Raw genomic sequence first — 16,716 nt, 5'->3', positions numbered from 1 at the left:
TCAGGCGGGGAGCGCTTCGCCCCGGTACAGCGCCTCGAACGTGTCGAGCGTGCGCGTGATGTCGTGGGCCTCGACCATCCGCAGGGATGCTCTCTGCATGCGCTCGCGCTCCTCGGGAGCTGCCGTGAGCACATCCGTCAGCCGCGCCGCGAGCGCGTCGACGTCGCCCGGCTCGAAGAGGTAGCCGTTCTCGCCCTCGTGCACGAGGTGCGGGAGCGCGACGGCGTTGGCCGCCACGACCGGCAGACCGGACGCCATGGCCTCCATGGTGGCGATCGACTGCAGCTCGGCGATCGAGGCGATCGCGAACACCGAGGCGCGCGTGAGCGCGTCGCGCAGCACCTCGTCGGTCGTGTGGCCGAAGAACGTCACGCGGTCGGCGATCCCCAGCTCGTCGGCGAGCCGCTCGAGCAGCGGGCGCTGGTCGCCGTCGCCGACGAGGTCGAGCTTGACGTCGAGGGCGGGATCGAGACGCGCGATCGCGCGGAGGAGCACGTCCACGTGCTTCTCGGTCGTGATGCGCCCCACGAACACGACGCGGTTCTCCGTGCGGGGGGAGAGGTCGGCCGTGTACTGCGACTTGTCGATGCCGCAGCTGATGGGGATGACGCCGGCGATGTCGATCGTCGCCTCGAGGAAGTCGGCGGCCTTGCGCGTCGGGGTCGTGACCGCCGCGGTGAGGTCGAACGTGCGCTTGGCGTCGTCCCACGCGAGCTTGACGAGGAGGCGGTTGAGGGCGGGCGGCAGCTTCGTCGAGTCGACGATGTTCTCGGGCATCACGTGGTTCGTGGCGATCACGGGGATGCCGCGCTTGCGCGCCTCGCGGGCGAGGCCGCGGCCGATGACGATGTGCGACTGGATGTGCACGACGTCGGGCTTCACGGCGTCGAGGACCTGGCGCGCGTAGTGCTTCGAGCGCCACGGCCACACGAATCGGAGCCACTCGTGCCACCACAGGTGCACCGACGGCAGCCGGTGCAGGGTCATCGGCTGGCCCTCGATGACCTCGGTGCGCGGCGCCGTGCGCTTCCACGCCGTGTTCGGCGCGCTCACGTGCACGTCGTGTCCGCGCTGGACGAGACCCGCGGCGAGGCGCTCCGCGAACCGGGCCGCCCCGTTGATGTCGGGCGAGAACGTGTCGCACCCGAGCAGGATGGTCAGTCGGTCGGACGCGGAAGTGGTCACGGATGCCTCACAGTGCAGTTCGTGGCGGCGCCATGCGGCCTGGGGGAAGTCTTCCCGAGCCTATTGCAACAGTTTGGAGCTGACTGTGAGGCGTGCCGACGCGGCTCAGCCCTGCTCGGCCCACCACGCGCGCAGCCGTCGCTCGGCCTCCTCGGGGCCCAGCGCGCCCTCATCCAGGCGCAGGTCGAGCAGGAACCGGTACGCCTGCCCGACCACCGGGCCCGGGCCCACGTCGAGGATCCGCTGGATCTCGTTCCCGTCGAGGTCGGGGCGGATGGCGTCGAGCTCCTCCTGCTCGCGGAGAGCCGCGATGCGCGCTTCGATGTCGTCGTACGCGTGCGCGAGACGCGCGGCCTTGCGGCGGTTGCGCGTCGTGACGTCGGCGCGGGTGAGGATGTGCAGGCGCTCGAGCTCGTCGCCCGCGTCGCGCACGTAGCGCCGCACGGCGGAATCCGTCCACGCGCCCTCGGCGTAGCCGAAGAAGCGCAGATGCAGCTCGATGAGCTTCGAGACCGAGCCGATCGTCTCGCCGTCGTAGCGCAGCGCCTGCAGCCGCTTCTTCGCCATCCGCGCGCCGACGAGGTCGTGGTGGTGGAACGAGACGGCTCCGCCGGGCTCGAGCTTGCGGGTGCGCGGCTTGCCGATGTCGTGCAGGAGGGCGGCGAGGCGCAGCTTCACATCGGGCTCGGCGTCCGGATGGCGCGCGCGCTCGTGCTCGATGGCCTGCGCGAGCACGGTGAGGGAGTGCTCGTAGACGTCCTTGTGGTGGTGGTGCTCGTCGACCTCGAGGCGCAGCGCGGGGATCTCGGGGAGGAACTGGTCGATGAGGCCCGTCTCGACGAGAACGCGCAGCCCGCGCACGGGGTCGTCGGTCTGGAGGAGGCGGGTCAGCTCGCCCTGGACGCGCTCGGGGCTCACGATCGCGAGCGTCTCGCGCAGGTCGGCGATCGCCGCGAGCGTGCCCTCCTCGATCGCGAAGCCGAGCTGCGCGGAGAAGCGGGCGGCGCGCAGCATGCGCAGCGGGTCGTCTCCGAAGCTGACCCGCGGATCGATCGGCGTGCGCAGGACGCCCGCGACGAGGTCCTCCACGCCGCCGGTCGGGTCGACGAGCCGCACGTCGGGGACGCGCAGCGCCATCGCGTTCACCGTGAAGTCGCGTCGCGTGAGGTCGGCCTCGAGGGTGTCGCCGAACTCGACGGTCGGCTTGCGCGTCTCGCCGTCGTAGCTGTCGGCACGGTAGGTCGTGATCTCGACCTGCTCGCCCTGCACGCGCGCGCCGATCGTGCCGAACGCCCGGCCGATGTCCCACTGCGCGGAGGACACCGGCGTGACGATCCGCAGGATGTCGTCGGGGCGCGCGTCGGTCGTGAAGTCGAGGTCGTTCGTCGTCCGCCCGAGGAGGGCGTCGCGCACGGGTCCGCCGACGACCGCGAGGTCGTGACCCGCATCGGCGAACGCCTGCGCGAGGGTCGCGACCACGGGCGACGCCGCGAGGTCGCCGAGGCGCGCGAGACCGGCGGCCATGTTGAGCATGGCTTCCAGGGTACCGGGCGGTCGCAGGGCGGCCCTCGAGACTAGCGTCCGTCGTCGAGACCAGCGCCCGGTGCACTGGTCTCGGCGACGAGCGCTAGTCTCACGGACCCGGGGGGCGGGGGCCGGGGCCGGGGGCCCGGGGGCCGGGGGCGGGGTCAGGCGGGGGCGAGGAAGCCGTCGAGGACGAGCTCGCGGACGGCGGACAGGAGCCCCGCACGCAGCGCGTCCTCGTCCGTCTCGAGCAGCTGCGCGAGCGCCGCGACGATCTGCCCCAGGGCGAGCTCCCCGTCGCACGCGCCGACGAGCGCGGCGAGCGCCGGGGCGGCCTGCACGGAGCGCCCGAAGCCGCCGCCCTGACGCAGCTCGATCACGCTGGGGTCCGCGGCGCCGGGGAGGTGGTGACGAGACTCGGTGACGTCGGGCGCCGCCCGCAGGTGCAGGGCGAGCAGCTCGGCGTCGGCGAGGGGCGCGATGCGGTCGTGCGCCGCGAGCACCGCCGCGAGGTGCGTTCCGAGCGCGCCCTCCGACGGGATCGCCTGCGTGACGCGCTCATAGCGCGCGAGCCGCGGCGCGCCATCCGCCCTCCTCAGGAGCACGTAGCCGAAGCCGATCGCCGTGACGCCTCGCTCCGAGAAGTCGTCGAGCCAGGCGTCGAGGAGTCGGTCGTGCTCGGGGCTGCCGGGGGCCGTGCCGCCGTCGCGGATCCACATCTCGGCGTAGGCGATCGGGTCGAGCTCCTCGCGCTCGATCACCCACGCCTCGAGAGCGACGTCGGACGCCTCGACCCAGGCGCGCATGCGGTCGAGCCCGGGCACGCCGTCCTTCGTCTCCCAGTTCGCGAGGAACTGCGCGGTTCCGCCCGGAGCGAGGTGGCGGCCGACGCCCGCGACGACCTGCTGCACGAGCGCATCGCCGACGAGCCCGCCGTCGCGGTACTCGTACGCGGGCACGCCCATGACCCGCGGCGTGATGACGAACGGCGGATTCGACACGATGCGGTCGAACACCTCCCCGGCGACGGGGTCGAACAGCGACCCGGCCCGCGTCTCGATGCCCGTCGCGCCCGCGAGCGCCGCATTCAGCTCCGCGAAGCGGAGGGCGCGCCGGGAGATGTCCGTCGCGACGACCCGGTCGGCGAAGCGACGGGCGCGCAGGGCCTGGATGCCGCACCCCGTGCCGAGGTCGAGGACCGTCCGCACGGGAGTCGGAAGCTGCAGACCGGCCAGCGTGAGGGATGCTCCGCCCGCGCCGAGCACGTGATCCTCCGCGAGCGCGCCCCCGCCGAGGGCGATCTCGTCGAGGTCGCTCGCGAGCAGCCACTCGCCCGGACCGCGGTCGTCGTGGAAGGACTGGGGGCGGATGACCGCGAGCGGCGCGACGACGTCGGCGTCGACCGCGGCGAGTCCGAGTGCGACGAGCCCGCGGGCGCCGACTCGGGGGAGCGCGGCGTCGACCGCGGTGAGCGGCTGCCCGACGCCGAAGACGAGCAGCCGCGCGAGGACGGCGAGCGCGTCGTCGCGCTCGCGGATGGCCCGGAGGGCGGGGGCGCGGAGCCCGCGCCCGATCGCGTCGTCGGCCTCGACTCCCCACATCGCGCGCAGCGCCTCGGATCGGAACCGGGCGGCCGAGAGGTCGGCGGCGAGGTCGCGGCACAGGGCGGAATCGGGGTGCGGGCTCACCCGACCATTCAACCGCGCGCTCGTGTCATCCGCTTCCCCGCGCCGCTCCGAGCGAGCTCGAAGGGAGCTCACAGCGCACTTTTAGCACTCTCCCCCTGAGAGTGCTAATTTGAAACATGAGTCGATGCGACTCAAGGTGATGTTGCGAACAGCGCCGAGCGAACAGAGGAGGACGATCACGATGGCGATGTTCTTCGATCCGTTCCGTGAGTTCGACCGGGTGGCCGAGCAGCTCTTCGACCGCCAGGGCCCCCGCCTCATGCCGATGGATCTCTACCGCGATGGAGACCACTACGTGCTGAGCGCCGACCTTCCCGGCATCGATCCCGGAAGCGTCGACATCGATGTCGACGGCCAGCTCCTGACCATCCGCGCCCAGCGGACGGGCCGCAGCGAAGAGGGCGTGAAGTGGATCACGCGCGAGCGGCCGACGGGCGCGTACATGCGTCAGCTGAACCTCGGCCAGGGCATCGATACCGAGCGCATCACGGCGACCTACGAGAACGGCGTGATGAGCGTGCTCATCCCGATCAGCGAGAAGGCGAAGCCGCGCAAGATCGAGGTGCAGCGCTCGGGCGACAGCAGCCAGACGCTGACGGCCCCCGAGCTCACCTCCTGATCCCCCGGATCATCCGCGCGCACAGGGAGAGGGGCAGATGCGATCGCATCTGCCCCTCTCCCTGTGCGCTGGCTATGCGTCGCGACGCGCGCCCTCCGACGGCGTCACCGTGAAGGTGTGCGGCGCCCGGAAGCCGCGTTCCGCGAAGGCCGCACGGGCCGCCTCGGCGACGGCGTCGACTCGATCGGCGTCCACGAGCGCGATCGCCGCGCCGCCGAAGCCGCCGCCGGTCATCCGCGCGCCGATCGCACCCGCCGCGAGCGCGGCCTCGACGGCGGTGTCGAGCTCGGGCACCGAGATCTCGAAGTCGTCCCGCATCGACGCGTGCGACGCCACGAGGAGGTCGCCGATGGCCCGCGGCCCGGCCGAGCGCAGCGTGGCGACGGTGTCCAGCACACGCTGGTTCTCCGTCACGATGTGCCGCACCCGGCGGAAGGTCACCTCGTCGAGCGTCTCCGCGGCGCGCGCGAGGTCGTCGACCGACAGGTCGCGCAGCGAGGGCACGCCCATGTCGGCCGCGCCCTTCTCGCACGAGGCCCTGCGCTCGCGATAGCCGCCCGTCGAGTGCGCGTGCGTGACCTGGGTGTCGATGACCAGCAGGGCGAGCCCCTCCCGGGCGAAGCCGAGGTCGACGGACTCCGTCGCGAGGGTCCGGCAGTCGAGGAAGGTCGCGGCGTCGGGCCGGCCGAGCGTCGACGACACCTGGTCCATGATGCCCGTCGGCGCGCCGACCGCCTCGTTCTCCGCCGTCCGCCCGATCTTCGCGATCGAGAGACCGTCGAGCCCGAGCTCCCACAGATCGCTGAGCGCCGACGCCGTCGCCCCCTCGATCGCCGCCGACGAGGACAGTCCCGCGCCGACCGGCACGTCCGATGCGAGGGCGATGTCGAGGCCGCCGACGTCCGACGCGCTGCGCCCGCTCGCCGCGAGGGCGGCCCAGGCGACGCCGAGGGGATAGGCGGCCCACTCGGGCACCGATCCGCTCTGCACGGCGTGACCCGCTGCGCCGTCGAAGGTGGCCGCGAGCGCGTCGATCGACAGCTCGAACGGGGCCCGGTCGAGGGTCGAGATGACCCGGATAATGCGGTCGCCTCGCATGCCGACCGCGGCATACGTGCGGTGCTCGATCGCGAACGGGAGCACGAAGCCCTCGTTGTAGTCGGTGTGCTCTCCGATGAGGTTGGCGCGCCCCGGCGCCGACCAGACGCCCACCGGCTCTCCGGCGGTGAGCGAGCGGAGCAGCTCGATCGCCTCGTGCTGCGCGGTCATGCCCCCACCGCCTCGCGCAGTCGCTCTGCGGTCTGCTCGGGCGGGACATCCCCGATCCACGCTCCCATGGCGGCCTCCGATCCGGCGAGGTACTTGAGCTTGTCGGCCGCGCGACGCGGCGAGGTGAGCTGCAGGTGCAGCCGCGCCGTGTCCCTCGCGACGTCGACGGGCGCCTGATGCCACGCCGCGATGTACGGCGTGGGGGTGTCGTAGAGACGGTCGACGCCCCGCAGCAGACGCAGGTACACCGAGGCGAGCTCGTCGCGCTCGGCGTCCGTGAGAGCGGCGAAGTCGGGGGCGTGGCGCCGTGGCGCGAGGTGCACCTCGACGGGCCATCGCGCGGCGAACGGCACGTACGCGATCCAGTGCTCGGCCTCGAGCACGACGCGGGGACCCTGCTGCTCGAAGGCGATGATCCTCTCGAACAGATCGGCGCCCTCGCGCTCGATGGCCTGCAGCAGGAGCTTCGTGCGCGGCGTGATGTAGGGGTACGCGTAGATCTGGCCGTGGGGATGGTGCAGCGTCACGCCGATCTGCTCGCCCCGGTTCTCGAACGGGAAGACCTGGCGGATGCCCGGCAGGGCCGAGAGCGCGGCGGTGCGGTCTGCCCATGCCTCGATGACGGTCCGAGCGCGGGTCTCCGTCTGCGTGCCGAAGGAGCCCTCGCGCTCGGGGCTGAAGCACACGACCTCACAGCGGCCGACCGACGTGCGGCTGCGGCCGAGCCCCGGCGCGTCGAGGTCGTCGAGGCCGAGCGGCGGGTCGACGGCGGCGGGCGCGTCCCCCGTGGCGACGTCGAGTGCCGGGCCGAACGACGGCGACTTGTTCTCGAAGACCGCGACGTCGTAGAGGCTCGGCACCTCCGACGGGTTCGTCGGCGTCTGCGGGGCGAGCGGGTCGAGTTCGGCCGGCGGCAGGAACGCCCGGTTCTGGCGCGCGGCGGCGACCGAGATCCAATCGCCCGTGAGCACGTCGCGACGCATCGTCGCCGTCTCGGGCCGCGGACCGAGCTCGCGCTCGTCGATGCGCCGCTCCTCGGGCAGCGTCGTGCCCGGGTCGTCGTAGTAGATGAGCTCGCGCCCGTCGGCGAGACGCGCGACGCGCTTGACCACGCCGGCGCCCAGCGTCGTCCCCGGTGCCACCATGGCTCCTCCGTTCCTGCGCGATGCCGCGCGTGTTGACGTCAACATGGATGGTAGTGCAAAGTGGGTCGCAGGAGAAGGGAGACCCCATGGCGCAGGTGTCGGCCGCCGACGTCGCCCGACTCGCCGGGGTCTCGGGCCAGACCGTCTCGCGCGTCGCCAACGGATCTCCTCGCGTCGACCCGACGACCCGCGCGCGGGTCGAGGCCGCCATGGCTCAGCTCGGCTATCGGCCGAACCGCACCGCGCGCGCCCTGCGGACCGGCCGCACCCGCACGATCGGCGTCGTCGTGCGCACGCTGGCCTCGGTCGGCAACACCCGCATGCTCGAGGCCGTCACGCAGGCCGCGTCGGCCCGGGACCACGCCGTCCTCGTGGTGACGCTCTCGGAGGACGCCGAGCGCGCCGACACGGCGTTCGCGGCGCTCGCCGACCACGGCGTCGACGGCGCCGTGGTCCTCAACGAGGCGACACCGAGCATCCACGAGGCCGCGGAGCCCGGGTTCCCCGTCGTCGCGGTCGACGCCGACACGAGCGAGCGGTTCACCGTCATCTCGTCGGATCACGCCGGCGGCGCCGAGAGCGCCACCGCGCACCTCCTCGCGCAGGGGCACGCCTCCGTGCATCATCTGGCCGGCCCCGCGGGCTCGTTCGCCGCCGCCGAGCGCGAACGGGGATGGCGCGCCGCCCTCGCGGCGAGGGGCGCGACCGCGCCGCGTCCTCTGCGCGGAGACTGGACGGCCGCGACCGCCCGCGATCTCGCGGAGGAGCTCGTCGCGGACCCCGCGGTGACCGCGGTCTTCGCGGCGAACGACCAGATGGCGCTCGGCGCCCTGCACGCCGCCCACGCAGCGGGGCGCGACGACCTCGCTGTCGCCGGGTTCGACGACGTCGTCGACGCGGCGGACTACTGGCCGCCGCTCACGACGGTGGCGCAGGACTTCGACGAGCTCGGCTCGACCGCGGTCGACCTGCTCCTCGCGCTGCTCGCGGGCGACGTCGTGGCCGACCGCACGATCGTGCCCACGCGCCTCATCGTCCGCGAGAGCTCGCTGCGGCCCCGGTGACCACTGCGGCACGCCTCGCAGGGCGCGTCCAGCCGTGTTCGTAGGATTGAACGGTCCCGTGCGCCCTCGCACGACCCGATGAGCAGGATGTCCATGACCCACCGCCGCACGGCCGAGGCACGCAGCTGTCTGCGACGTCTGGGCGCGCCGACCGCGGTCCTGCTCGCGCTGCTCCTGGGCGCCCAGCCCGCGCTCGCGTCGGTCCCCGATGCGACCTCCGAGCCATCCGATGCGCCCCGCCGGCACGTGACCGCTCCGAAGGAGAGCGGGCAGGAGGCGCGGGTCGGCGTTCCCGCAGACGCGGACGACGACGACCAGGCGCCCGCTCTCTCGCTCCTCCCCGCACAGCAGGGAGTGCTCGGCGCCGGTGCCGCCCTCAACGCGACGGCGACGATCGCCAACCCCGGCGCGGAGGCGCTGCCGGCGGGCACGCTCCGCCTCGACATCGCGCGCTCGGCACTCGGCGACCGCGCCGCGCTGGACGCCTGGCTGACGTCGGGCGACGCCGACGGAGACTTCGCGACGCTCCAGACCGCACCGGTCGACGAGGTCGGCGGAGGCGCGAGCGCGACCGAGGAGCTCTCGGTCGCGGCGGATGTCGCCGGCCTCGAGGGCCTCGCAGCCGGCGTCTACCCGCTGCGCGCGACGCTCGGCGCAGGCGCGTCCGCGGTCGAGGGCCGCAGCGTCGTCGTGGTCGCCGACGGCGAGCGCGCGCCGGTCTCGGTCATCGTCCCGATCACCGCGCCGCCGACCGCGGCGGGGCTCCTCACCGCCGACGAGATCGGCACCCTGACCGGCCCCGACGGCGCGCTGTCGCAGGCGCTCGAGGCCGTCGCCGGCACGACGGCCGTGCTCGCGGTCGATCCGGCCATCCCGGCGGCGATCCGCGCGCTCGGCACGGCAGCGCCCGCTGCCGCCCTCGAGTGGCTCGAGCGGCTCGAGGAGCTGCCGAACGAGCGCTTCGCCCTCCAGTTCGGCGACGCCGACGTGACACCGCAGATCCAGGCCGGCCTCGCGGCGCCGCTCGCGCCCACGAGCCTGCGCGCGTTCGAGAGCGGCGAGAACTTCGCGGCACCGGAGCCGACGCCGTCGGCCACGCCCGCCGCGGAGGAGGAGCCCGCCGCGCCGGACGAACCCGCCTACCCCTCCCTCGAGGAGCTCCTCTCCATCGGCGAGGAGGCGGCGCGCGTGTACTGGCCGGCCGAGGGATCCGCGGGCCCCGACGTCGTGTCCGCTCTCGCCGTGGAGGGAGCGACCACGCTCATCCCCTCGACGTCGACCGCCGAGGGAGCAGAAGGAGCCGCCGTGCCCGCGCGCGCCGAGGGCGCGCTCGTGTACGACGAGGCCATCTCCGAGGTGCTCAGCGCCGCCGCGCTCGACCAGAGCGCGCACGAGGACGATCTCGTCGAGGCCTCCGCGGAGCTGTGGTTTGCGGCGCACGAGACCGGAGGAGCTCCGCTCCTCGTCGCGCTCGACCGCCCCGCCTACCCGGCCGACGACGCGGAGGCGCCCACGGCCATCCGCACCGAGGAGAGCCTGCGCGACGCCATCGAGAGCGTCACCCGCAATGCTTCGGTCGAGGCCGTGCCGCTCACCGACGTCCTTGAGGCCGAGGCGCAGCCCGTCACGGTGTCCGAGGTCGCGCCGGAGCCGGAGCGCACCGCGGCGGTCTCGGCCTTCACGTCCGCCGAGCCGGGCCTCGCGCACATGGCGTCGGCGCTCGACGAGCCCGAGCTGCTCACGGGCCAGGCGCGCGCCGAGGCCCTGCAGCTGCTCGGCGTCGGATGGACCGACGACCCCGACCGCTGGCGCGAGGCCATCGGCGCGCACGCCGAGCTGACCGCTCAGCGCGTCGACGGCATCGGCGTCACGGTGTCCGACCAGGTGCAGCTGCTGAGCGCCGAGGCGCCGCTGCCGGTCTGGGTGCGCAACAGCCTCGCGTGGCCCATCACGGTCGTGCTCGAGGTGCAGCCCGACAACGTGCGCCTCGACGTGCAGGAGCGCATCGAGGTGCAGGTGCCGGCGGGCAGCAACCCGCGCGTCGAGATCCCCGTCGAGGCGCGCGTCGGAAGCGGCGAGGTGCAGCTCGCGGTCTCGCTGTTCACGGCATCGGGCGAGCAGATCGGCGGCGTGCAGACCATGGACGTGACCGTGCGCGCCGAGTGGGAGCGCATCGGCATCGCCGTGCTCGTCGCGATCATCGTGCTGCTCGTCGTGGGCGGCGTGATCCGCACGGTGCTCCGGCGACGCCGGCGGATGGCCGAGCGCGCGACCCCGGATGGCGCGGATGCGGACGGCGCGACGGCGGACGGCGCGGATGGCCCGCCCGCAGGGGAGAGGGACGCATCGGATGACTAGCCTCGGCCGCTCCAGCGCCATGATCGCGGCCGGGACGCTCGCCTCGCGGGTCACGGGTCTCGTGCGCTCGATCGTCCTCATCGCGGCGGTCGGCTCGTTCGGCAACGCCTCCGACGCGTTCACGGCGGCGAACCAGCTGCCGAACAACATCTTCATGATCATCTCGACGGGCGTCCTGACGGCCGTGATCGTGCCGCAGATCGTGAGGTGGAGCGCGCGCGAGGACGGCGGGGCCTCGCACATCTCGAAGTTCATGACGCTGGGCGGTGTGCTGCTCGCGGGCGCGAGCGTGCTCGCGATGATCCTCGTCTGGCCGCTGATCTGGCTGTACGGCGCCCGGTTCGACCCCGACACCATCGCGCTCGCGGTCGCCTTCGCCTACTGGTGCCTGCCGCAGATCTTCTTCTACGGGATGTTCGCGCTGCTCGGCGAGACGCTCAACGCGCGCCGCGTGTTCGGCCCGTACGCGTGGGCGCCGATCGTCAACAATATCGTCTCGATCGCGGGATTCGGCGTGTTCATCGCCGTGTTCGGCGGCCATCAGTCGTCCCTCGCGCAGTGGACGACCGCGGACGGCGGCTGGAACCTCCCCAAGGTGGCGCTCCTCGGCGGCGTCGCGACGCTCGGCATCGTCGCCCAGATGTTCGTCCTGCTGTTCTTCTGGCGACGCACGGGGCTGAGCATCCGCCCCGACTTCCGCTGGCGCGGCATGGGCCTGCGCGAGGTCGGCAGCCTCACGAGCTGGACGTTCCTCATGATGGTCATCGGCCAGCTCGTGTCGATGTACCAGCAGAGCACGATCTCGGACGCGTCCGGGCAGGCGTCCGTGACCGTCTGGTTCACGTCGTGGCTCGTGTTCATGCTCCCGTACTCGGTGATCGTCCTCTCGATCGGCACCCCCTACTTCACCCAGCTCAGCGAGCACGCGGCTGCCGGGCGCGACGACGAGGTGCGCGCCGACATCGGCCGGGCCATCCGGATGCTCGGGCTCCTCTGCGTGCTCGCCACGGCGGCCGTCATGGCGGCGGCGGCGCCCGTCGCCCGGATCTTCACCGAGAACGGGGAGCAGGCGGTCGAGGCCTCCCTCGTGCTCATCGGATTCCTCATCGGGCTCGTCCCGCTCGCGGTCCAGTTCGTCGTGCAGCGCACGTTCTACGCCTACGGAGACACGCGGACGCCGTTCTGGTTCACGGTCTTCCAGGGCGCGCTGTCGGTGACCTTCGCGACGGCTTCGATCCTCGTGTTCTCGACCGACGACCTGCGCCCCTACCTCACCGCCGCGGTGGCCACCGGGCAGTCGCTGTCGAGCACGGCGCAGGTCGTGCTCGCGACCTGGCTCCTCCGGCGTCGTCTCGGGCCGCTCGGCCTCGGCGTCTCGCTCCGGGCCCTGCTGCGCTTCGCGCTGGCGGCCCTCCCCGCCGCCGGTGCGGGCGTCGGCGTGTACCTCCTGTGCGGCGGCGCCGGGGGATGGATGCTCGACGGCATCGCGCAGGCAATCGCGGGGTGCATCCTCATCGGCGGCGCCACGGCGCTCGTCTACGTCGTCGCCCTCGCGGTCCTGCGCTCACCCGAGCTGAAGTCCGTCACGCAGCTCATCCGCGCGCGGCTCAGGCGCTGACGCTCACCTGCGGCGGGCGCCTTCCGAGGCGCGCCCGCCGCAGGCGGTCACCGGAGCGCTGGGGACGCCTGCCGGTGCGGCTCCGGGCGCTGGGGTCGCCCGAGCGGAGCACCCGCGGAACGCGGGCGCCTCCGACGCTATCGGCGCGGTGCGAGCGTCTCGGGCGCGTCGCCCGTCGCACCACGCCAGGCGGGCAGTTCCACCCGGGCAGAACGGGGAGTCGTGGTCAGAATCTCCGCGAGACCTGCCGCCCCGGCTCTCGGGCTCAGTCGGCGCGCGCGATCCGCGGGTCCATCCGGCCATCCATCCACTCGCGCACGACGTCGTTGAAGAGGGGGACATCCTCGACGTTCCAGACGTGGTGCATCCGAGGGACGAGGCCCGTCCGCGCGGTCGGCAGCGCTGCCCGGAGCACGGCGAGGGACCGGCGCACGACGGCCGGCTCGCGTTCCCCGGCGACCGCGAGGAGGGCGCCGCCGTAGGCGCCGAGACCCGTCGGCACGCGGCCCGCGTCGACATCGGCCGACATCGCACGGGCGGTCTCCTTCCGCACCGAGAGCCCGTGCCGCACGAACTCGTCGCGGGCATCCTCCGGCAGCCGGAAGGCCGCGGCCTGCGCACGCCAGAACCAGGCGGCGTCCCACAGGGCGAGCTGCAGCGCGGTGATCGCCCGCGCACTGCGCCCCACACCCGTGAGCGGTGCCCCCGTCACGAGCGCTCGCGGCACATCCGCCCCGTGCCGGGCCAGCAGCCGGAGGGCCACGACTCCGCCCAGCGACAGTCCGACGAGGTCGAACGCGCCGCCGACCCCGGCCGACCGCACCTGCGCGACGACGTCATCCGCGACGGCGTCGAGGCCGGGCCAGTCCTCCGCCGTGCGCACGCCGAATCCCGGCAGGTCCGGCGTGAGGACCAGCCGGTCGCGGAACGCCTCGACCTGCGGCGCCCACATCCAGTTGGCGACGTTCCCGCCGTGGAGGAGCACGAGGGGCCGAGTGCCCGTCTCCGCACGCGCCGGGTGGATGACGGGGAAGGCGCTCATGGCAGGTCCGCCTCGATCTCGTCGATCCAGGCGAGTTCCGCCCGCATGTGCGCGATGCCGTTCGCGAGCGTCGCCAGACGGAAGCGGGCAGCGCGATCGCGGGGTGCGCCCGTCGTGTCTCGGATGCTCTCGAAGTGCGCGAGGAGCTCCTCCGCCTCCTGACGGCGCACCGCGAGAAGCCGACGGAGAGCCTCCGGCTCGAGCCCGTCGGCGAAGAATAGACGCGCGAGGAAGGGGTCGCGGTCGGCATGCGCCTCGACGGGCGAGACCAGCCATTCGGCGAGCGCCGCCCGCCCCTCCGCCGTGATGCGATGCACCTGGCGGTCAGGTGCGCCCGCACCGGGCATGACCTCGACGGCCGCCAGCCCGTCGTCCACGAGGCGCGCGAGCGTCCGGTAGATCTGCGCCTTGTCGGCCGCCCAGAAGTGCCGGGCGGTGGAGTCGAAGTGCCGCTTGAGGTCGTAGCCGGTCATCGGCGCGAGAGCGAGCAGGCCGAGGATGATGCGGGAGAGGGTCACGCCCCTAGTAGACAACACATCTAGGTGACTCGTCTACTAGTTCCGGCGACTCAACCAGACGCAGGCGGATTGAGCCCGACCCACCACATCGCCTCCGTGTCATCGACGTCGAGAACGACCTCGGCGCCGTCGGGGACCGTGATCGCGCCGGAGGCCGTCGTCCCGCAGACCATGTCGAGCACGAGGCCAGCCTCCGGCGTCGAGACCCGGACCGACACGCTCTCCGCACCCGCGCACGCCCCGACGATCTCCTGCGGACCAGGCGGCACAGACACCAGCGTGACGGTACCTGGCCCGTCGCCTCCGCCGCCACCCCGCCCATCCGGGTCCTGCAGCGCGTGCTCCATCCGCTGGGCCCAGTCGGTGAAGTCCTCGCCCCCCTCTGGGGACGGAACGCAGCCGACGAGCACGAGCGTCGACGCGACGCCGAGGGTCGCGAGCACAGTGCGAAGAGGTCTCACGGATCCATCCTGGCAGGGGTACGCCCTCGCCCCTCAATCCTGGCGGAACACGGCCACGCCGCGCGGAGGCAGGGTCTTCCCGCCGAGAAGCGGCGCGCCGGCGACCCCGTCGAGAGGCAGCTCGTCATCCGTGCGATTGAGCACGAACGCGAAGCGCGCGCCGTCCGAGCCGCGCAGCGTGAGCGCGGCTCGCCCGCGCAGCGCCTCCGGCAGCTCGCTCTCGACGCCCGCGCCCTCGAGCAGCGCGGGGACGATCGTGGCGAGCCCCTCGGCGCCGAGGCGCGTCGAGACGTAGGCGGCGGATCCTGCGCCGACGGCGCGCCGCGTGACGGCAGGGGAGCCGTCGAGCTCGGACTCCGCGTAGCGCGCGAGCACCTCGACGCCCGGGTCGACGAGGTCGACGGGCTCGCTCCAGAGGGTGCCGATCGCGCCGGAGTCGAGGCGGATGGTCTCGCCGTCGTACAGAGGACGGAACTCCTCCACGCGCACGCCGAGCAGCTCCCGGAACGCGCCGGGGTAGCCGCCGAGCCACGCGCGGTCGTCCTCGTTCACGGCACCCGAGAAGTACGTCGTGACGAGGTGCCCGCCCGCCTCGACGTAGGCCGCCAGCGTCTCCGCGAGCGCGGCCGGGACGGCGTAGAGCACAGGGGCGATGACGAGGCGGTAGCCCGAGAGGTCGACGTCGGCGGGCACGACGTCGACGCGCACGCCGGCATCCCGCAGGGCGGTCCACCAGTCGAGGGCCTCCTGCCGGTACCGCAGCAGCTCGGTGGGGTGGGAGTCGAGCTCGCTGCCCCACCACGAGTCCCAGTCGAACAGGATGGCGACAGGGGCCGGCACGGCCTCGGCGCCCGCGATGTCGTCGAGGCGCCGCAGCGTCGCGCCGAGCTCGACGACCGAGCGGAACACCCGGCTGTCGGGGCCGGCGTGCGGGACCATCGCCGAGTGGTACTTCTCCGCCCCCGCCGCCGACTGGCGCCACTGGAAGTAGCAGACGGCGTCCGCTCCGTGGGCGACATGGGTGAGCGAGTCGCGGACGAGCTCACCTTCGCGCTTCGGGCGGTTCACGCTCTGCCAGTTGACCGCGCTCGTCGAGTGCTCCATGAGGAACCACGGGCGGCGATGCGAGATGCCCGAGACGAGCGCCGCCGAGAAGGCCAGCTCGTCGTACGACTGCGGCCCGGGGTGCCGGTAGTGGTCGTTCGAGACGAAGTCGAGCTCGTGCGCCCAGTCGGCGTAGTCCGCGTGCTGCGTCTCGCCCATCACCATGAAGTTCGTCGTGATGGGGATGTCGGGGGTGATCCGCCGCAGCAGATCGCGCTCGGCGATGAAGTGCTCCTTGAGCGCGTCGGACGAGAAGCGCTTGAAGTCGAGCTGCTGCGTCGGGTTCGGATGCGAGTCGACTTCGCGCGGCGGGAGGATCTCGGAGAAGGACCCGTACTGCTGCGACCAGAACGCCGTGCCCCACGCGTGGTTGAGTCGCTCGATCATGCCGTAGCGCCTCTCGAGCCATCCGCGGAAGGCGCGCGCCGCGTCATCCGAGTAGTCCCACGCGTTGTGGCAGCCGAGCTCGTTGTTGACGTGCCACGCGACGAGCGCCGGATGGTCCCGGTAGCGTTCGGCGAGCGACTCGACGAGGCGCAGGGCGTAGCCGCGGAAGACCGGCGACGTCGGGCGCCAGTGCTGACGCGCGCCGGGAGAGAGGATGTGCCCGTGGTGCGTGACGGGGAGCACCTCGGGGTGCTTGATCGTGAGCCACGGCGGAGGAGACGCCGTGGCCGTCGCCAGGTCGACGCCGATCCCGTTCGCGTGCAGCAGGTCGATGACCTCGTCGAGCCACGCGAAGTCCCACGTGTCCTCTGCCGGCTGGATCTTCGCCCACGAGAAGATCCCGACCGAGACGACGTCGACGCCCGCCTCGCGCATGAGGCGGACATCCTCGTCCCACACCTCTCGGGGCCACTGCTCGGGGTTGTAGTCGGCGCCGTACGAGATGCGTCGCGTCGTGCCTTCGGGGGTGCGCAGCCAGCGGTGCGTCTGCATGGTTCGGCTCCTTGTCATGGGGATGGCCCGGCGGATGGGCGCGGGACGAGGCGCGGGGGGGGGGGGGGGGGGGGGGGAAAAAAACAACACCCCCCCCCCGCCCAGGGGGCCCCTCCCCCCCCGCGGTCGGCTCAGTTGAACTCGAGCGGGTGGGCGCCCACGCGCCCCGACCCGTCGAGGGG

The 16,716-nt window shown here is 73.0% G+C and carries 13 protein-coding genes; 4 read left to right on the top strand and 9 right to left on the bottom strand.

The genetic code is table 11. The annotated features are described in order from the left end of the window. The 3 genes from ACWXWW_RS05405 to ACWXWW_RS05395 form a co-directional block, all read right to left on the bottom strand. Positions 1–1,185, bottom strand: coding sequence for a glycosyltransferase (locus ACWXWW_RS05405; RefSeq protein ID WP_282978389.1), 1,185 nt, complete (start codon positions 1,183–1,185; stop codon positions 1–3). Between the two features lie 105 nt (positions 1,186–1,290). Further along, positions 1,291–2,718: a CCA tRNA nucleotidyltransferase gene (locus ACWXWW_RS05400; protein ID WP_271172554.1), complete on the bottom strand. Its 1,428-nt coding sequence runs from the start codon at positions 2,716–2,718 to the stop codon at positions 1,291–1,293. Between the two features lie 155 nt (positions 2,719–2,873). Then, positions 2,874–4,397, bottom strand: a complete 1,524-nt coding sequence (locus tag ACWXWW_RS05395; protein WP_455969187.1) for a DUF7059 domain-containing protein — start codon at positions 4,395–4,397, stop codon at positions 2,874–2,876. Positions 4,398–4,578: 181 nt separating this feature from the next. On the opposite strand from ACWXWW_RS05395, the gene ACWXWW_RS05390 reads away from it, so the two are divergent. Continuing rightward, positions 4,579–5,016, top strand: coding sequence for an Hsp20/alpha crystallin family protein (locus ACWXWW_RS05390; protein WP_271172552.1), 438 nt, complete (start codon positions 4,579–4,581; stop codon positions 5,014–5,016). A 72-nt stretch (positions 5,017–5,088) separates the two neighbouring features. On the opposite strand, the gene galK is transcribed toward ACWXWW_RS05390, so the two are convergent. Then, positions 5,089–6,285: a galactokinase gene (gene galK, locus ACWXWW_RS05385; protein WP_455969185.1), complete on the bottom strand. Its 1,197-nt coding sequence runs from the start codon at positions 6,283–6,285 to the stop codon at positions 5,089–5,091. Continuing rightward, on the bottom strand, positions 6,282–7,430 hold the full coding sequence (galT, locus tag ACWXWW_RS05380) for a galactose-1-phosphate uridylyltransferase (RefSeq protein WP_324013277.1): 1,149 nt from the start codon (positions 7,428–7,430) through the stop codon (positions 6,282–6,284). Before galT ends, galK begins: the two co-directional genes overlap by 4 nt. 86 nt (positions 7,431–7,516) lie before the next feature. Between galT and ACWXWW_RS05375 the strand changes: the two genes are divergently transcribed. From ACWXWW_RS05375 to murJ, 3 genes are all read left to right on the top strand, one after another. Further along, positions 7,517–8,494, top strand: coding sequence for a LacI family DNA-binding transcriptional regulator (locus ACWXWW_RS05375; RefSeq protein WP_455969183.1), 978 nt, complete (start codon positions 7,517–7,519; stop codon positions 8,492–8,494). 93 nt (positions 8,495–8,587) lie between these two features. Beyond that, positions 8,588–10,852 carry a DUF6049 family protein gene (locus tag ACWXWW_RS05370; protein ID WP_455969182.1) on the top strand — a complete coding sequence of 755 codons (2,265 nt, stop codon included), beginning with the start codon at positions 8,588–8,590 and terminating at the stop codon, positions 10,850–10,852. Then, positions 10,845–12,470 (top strand): murein biosynthesis integral membrane protein MurJ, encoded by a 1,626-nt coding sequence (gene murJ, locus ACWXWW_RS05365; RefSeq protein WP_455969181.1) that lies wholly within the window; start codon positions 10,845–10,847, stop codon positions 12,468–12,470. The genes ACWXWW_RS05370 and murJ overlap by 8 nt, the downstream gene beginning before the upstream one ends. Before the next feature lie 265 nt (positions 12,471–12,735). On the opposite strand, the gene ACWXWW_RS05360 is transcribed toward murJ, so the two are convergent. The 4 genes from ACWXWW_RS05360 to ACWXWW_RS05345 are packed head-to-tail and all read right to left on the bottom strand — an operon-like array spanning position 12,736 to position 16,534. Next, entirely contained in the window at positions 12,736–13,512 is a 777-nt protein-coding gene (locus ACWXWW_RS05360) for an alpha/beta fold hydrolase (RefSeq protein ID WP_455969179.1), read from the bottom strand. Beyond that, positions 13,509–14,030, bottom strand: a complete 522-nt coding sequence (locus tag ACWXWW_RS05355; protein ID WP_455969177.1) for a PadR family transcriptional regulator — start codon at positions 14,028–14,030, stop codon at positions 13,509–13,511. The genes ACWXWW_RS05360 and ACWXWW_RS05355 overlap by 4 nt, the downstream gene beginning before the upstream one ends. 50 nt (positions 14,031–14,080) lie before the next feature. Next, entirely contained in the window at positions 14,081–14,491 is a 411-nt protein-coding gene (locus tag ACWXWW_RS05350; protein ID WP_455969175.1) for a hypothetical protein, read from the bottom strand. 33 nt (positions 14,492–14,524) lie between these two features. Further along, entirely contained in the window at positions 14,525–16,534 is a 2,010-nt protein-coding gene (locus ACWXWW_RS05345) for a beta-galactosidase (protein WP_455969173.1), read from the bottom strand. Positions 16,535–16,716 lie beyond the last annotated feature (182 nt).

The organism is Microbacterium sp. KNMS (assembly GCF_053851835.1).
Note: the sequence above shows the minus strand (reverse complement) of the source record. Positions and strands in the feature narration are given on the sequence as shown.